Below are 3,812 nucleotides of genomic sequence, written 5' to 3'. Positions count from 1 at the left end.
TTTACGGATGGACTATAAATAGCAATTCAAATGTCTAAGAAAGTAAATTATTATGAAAAAAATGTTACTTATTCCTATCATCCTATCTTTGTTGATCTTAATCGTAGCATGCCAGCAAGATTCAACGAATTTCGAATCTTTAAAATGGAGAAAACAAATGACAAAAACTGCTGCTCACAATATGGCGGTCGGGATCAGTCATTATTTTGAAACCATTCAGGACTCGACCGAACAAATCAATTTTTTGCGTGAATTCCTAAATCCAATCAGGTTTTATAGTGATAGTACCGGATATTTTTTTGTGTATAATTTTGATTGTATAAATATTTCACACGCCATTCTCACACATATTCAGGGAACTGATCTGTTTGATTACCAAGACCCGGAAGGTACCTATGTGATTAGACGATTATCCGAAATTGCCAAGAATGGGGGAGGATTTCTGCAATATTACTGGTTCGATCCTAAAACACAAAAACAGGAAAAAAAGATTGGATATGTTGAACCAATTAAGGGAACCAATTATTTTATTGGGGATGGAGTTTATTTAAATCCATAACCAACAGAAAAGCGGATTGAGTTCCTATAAAAATCATTTGTGTAATAAACCGGATTTACATAAATTCCTTGTTCTGCTTTTGCAATATTTTTCTCATTCACATCGCACTTTAAAAAAGTATAACCGATTTCACCCCGAATTTGAGATAAAATTTTGAATTCCAAATTTATTCCGAATGTATTTTTTGTATATTGATGACCGTACATAAACTTCTCGGCAGGCGGAATTTCATATTGCTGGAAAATGCTGTCCTGCGCACCTTTTCTGTAATGAGAAAAAATAAAATCCAAACTGGAACTTTCGCTGATTTTATATCCTAATTCCAGATAAAGATTGTCCGAATTCTGTCCCGCCCAATACCCCATCTGATAGCCATCTGAAGTTGCACAATTAACCGGAAATTTGTGAGTATAAACCCAAGGATTTATGCGTGTGTATTCTATCCTGAAATCAAGTTTATTGACATATGGATCGAAAAAGAAAGCCCCCAATTGGTAGCCGAAATAATTCAACGATTCATTTTCGCTAAAAATCTTTGTCAAGCGAATGTCATCAATGATCATTGAACCATAAAATTTGCAATAATTTGTAGGAAGCCACTCAATATCAATCCCGATTTCTTCATTGTCCTGATCATTTGTTTGATGCTGGGCTGACCAGAAAAACATTATGGGGATCAGATAGATTATTTTCGGACGGGTTTCACCGTAGTAGAGAATTTCGCTCAATCCTATTTTGAGATTGGCAAAAGGAAAAATGTCCAATCTGTGGGCTGCAATATATTTGGATTTGTAGAATTTTCGTTCAAACTCATGATCATTTCCATAATTGATAACATAAGAGCTGCTGTCATCCAATTCGTTGCTCTCTAACCAGCCATGAAAATAAACGAATTTCAACCAATCTGAAAATCCGGTTTTAAGCATGATTTGGGGATAGGATGGGGCGCGGTTGCTTATGGAAATACTGCCTGTTTTCCCGCTTCCCCAGTAATTTGCAAATTTACCAAAAACCAGTTCAACGTATTTTGACGAATGTGAAATATAAGCGTCCACTTCGTCATAAAAGGTTCCTCGGGTAACTAATGAACCCACTCCTTGAGCGGAGCAATCTGTTTTCATCAAATCGAATTCATTTCCCTCAATTCTATTATTTACTGCCCGAAAACCAAATCCGATATGATTGCCGAGATAACCGAAGATGCGTGCCCCAGCAGTGATCTTGGTATAATCTTTTGCAAAATAATTGCTGTCACTCGAATTATATGAATATTCCAAAAGCACGGTCGGGTTGAATTGCAAAAAACAATTATCATTTTGGAATTTATACGGGAAATGGAGGGGTTTCCATTTTTTTATGGAGTCCGGTTTAGACAAAGAAACTTTTTTTTGGGTGAGAAGAGACAATCCCTCTTCCAGAATTTCAATAAATTGTAAATCCTCGTCAACAAAATGCTTCTCATAATTATATTTTTTCAAATATTCAAGAAGACGAACTTTCATACTTGAAGGTAAATTTTTGTAATTTGGATTATCAATTGTTTTTAATAAAAAAGTAGCAACATCTTTTCGGGATAATGGTTTTATATCAAGGAAACTTTTTCCGAGCAATCCTTTTATTTCCAGAATTTCGAGAAAATCATAAACATCATCATTTAACGGAACTAAAACTACCTGCGACGAGAGAATGTTAAAAACAAATAAAATTAAAATAAGAATTATGTATTTTTTCATGAGAAAATTTATTTAACACAAAGTGCAAAAATAGATAAGATAGACGGTTGTGTTCCGAATCTTTCTATTAAATTATTTGCCATTTTATTATATTCATTGGATACAATTATCTTTTTTCACAGATATTATCCAAATTTCTATGAGACCATTTTGTCGCCAAACAAATTATCAAAAAGCGTATCCAAATTTTAAAAATTCAAAGTTAAAAATATATTCACTGTCGTTATCATACCAAAAGGGACTACTTTTAAAACGATTACTTTCCCCGATTAAATATCTGCCAAAATTTAAACTTGTACCCCAATAAAATCCCTTATACGAAATTTTTCGATAGCCGATACCAAAGCCAATCCCGACTTTGTTTTCTGTACCGATTCCATTGTCTTCATCATCCCAACCTTCAATATACCACCAATCCCCATACTCACCATACAAATTTGCATATCGAATAAAAGCGGTAATGAAAAATCCGGTTTGTGTATTGCCCAGAAATTTTCTATACTGGCAGTCAAATGTAATTTGTCGAATCGGGCTATTGTCACTTTTGGCATAAAAAAATGGGAAAGCAATTTCTACATCATCTTTAAAATTGAAAAAAGAAAAGGTGCTGCTGAAAGTGTGATTTACATTCCACATATCAGCATCCCACATCAAAAGGCGAAAAAGGTTTATTTCAATTCCATATTTCTTGTTCTGCAAAGGATTATTTTTTACCGTTTCATAGATCAGATTCTGCTGTTTTTGCATTTCCTTCTGTGTTTTGTAGATTGAATCCACTTTTTCTTCTTCGGTAATTATTTCTTCTGCAATTAAAGATAGGGAAAAGAATATAGAAAAAATTAGGATTAAAATTATCCTTTTCATTTATCATCCTTTTTTATACATAATTCGGTTTTATATTTATAAATAATTAAAAAGCCAAGCCAATTTTAAGAATTTCAAATATAAAGATAATTTCATCATCGTATAGGGAACAGTTGTAAAAAGCATTATCATCTCCGATAAAATAACGCCCAAGCCCTAACGTCGTTCCCCAATAAAACCCTTTATATGAAAATATTTTATAACCGACTCCAAAACCAATACCTAACTTACTGGCGCTCCCGGATTCTTGTTCATAGTAATAATTTTCTTCTTCATTGATATGCGCATATCTTGAAAAACCACAAATATAGAAACCGTTTAGCGAGTTTCCGAGATAATACCTATAACGATAATCTAGCATGAAAATATTTGGGGATTCACTACCCGCAAAAATCGAAAAATAATGTTCGATGTCCTTCTTATTGTTGAAAATAGAAAAACCACCACTCAGAGCACCCGAATCTTTATCTAAAAATAGAAGTCTAAAAGGATTTAGGTCAATACCGTATTTTTTATCTTTCAAGGGATCGTTTTTTATTGTTTCGTATATTTTATCCTGAGTTTTTTTCATCTCCTTTTGGGTTGTATAGATTGAGTCAATAGTTTGCTCTTTTTTCAGGTTGTCTTGATCGATGGCAATTTCAGTTTGATTTTTT

4 protein-coding genes are annotated in these 3,812 nt (G+C 33.3%); 1 reads left to right on the top strand and 3 read right to left on the bottom strand.

The features are described 5' to 3' along the window. The first annotated feature begins 157 nt into the window (after positions 1 to 157). Positions 158 to 559: a cache domain-containing protein gene (locus tag U9P79_04810; protein ID MEA2103947.1), complete on the top strand. Its 402-nt coding sequence runs from the start codon at positions 158 to 160 to the stop codon at positions 557 to 559. Here U9P79_04810 and U9P79_04805 read toward each other — a convergent pair. From U9P79_04805 to U9P79_04795, 3 genes are all read right to left on the bottom strand, one after another. After that, positions 544 to 2,292, bottom strand: a complete 1,749-nt coding sequence (locus tag U9P79_04805) for a capsule assembly Wzi family protein (GenBank protein MEA2103946.1) — start codon at positions 2,290 to 2,292, stop codon at positions 544 to 546. The two genes, U9P79_04810 and U9P79_04805, sit on opposite strands and share 16 nt — an antisense overlap. A 168-nt stretch (positions 2,293 to 2,460) precedes the next feature. After that, the gene (locus U9P79_04800) at positions 2,461 to 3,156 is read right to left on the bottom strand and encodes a hypothetical protein (protein ID MEA2103945.1); all 696 of its coding nucleotides are present in this window, start codon (positions 3,154 to 3,156) and stop codon (positions 2,461 to 2,463) included. Positions 3,157 to 3,202: 46 nt separating this feature from the next. Next, positions 3,203 to 3,812: hypothetical protein (locus U9P79_04795; protein ID MEA2103944.1), on the bottom strand; the 610-nt coding region annotated here is incomplete at its 5' end.

It is taken from the genome of Candidatus Cloacimonadota bacterium (assembly GCA_034661015.1).
GTDB lineage: Bacteria > Cloacimonadota > Cloacimonadia > JGIOTU-2 > JGIOTU-2 > JAYEKN01.
This window is presented reverse-complemented; position numbering and strand designations above follow the sequence as displayed.

Excerpts from the sequence above, each read along its gene's own strand:
- U9P79_04810 (MEA2103947.1), top strand. The coding sequence starts at position 158 with ATGACAAAAACTGCTGCTCACAATATGGCGGTCGGGATCAGTCATTAT.
- U9P79_04805 (MEA2103946.1), bottom strand. The coding sequence starts at position 2,292 with ATGAAAAAATACATAATTCTTATTTTAATTTTATTTGTTTTTAACATT.
- U9P79_04800 (MEA2103945.1), bottom strand. The coding sequence starts at position 3,156 with ATGAAAAGGATAATTTTAATCCTAATTTTTTCTATATTCTTTTCCCTA.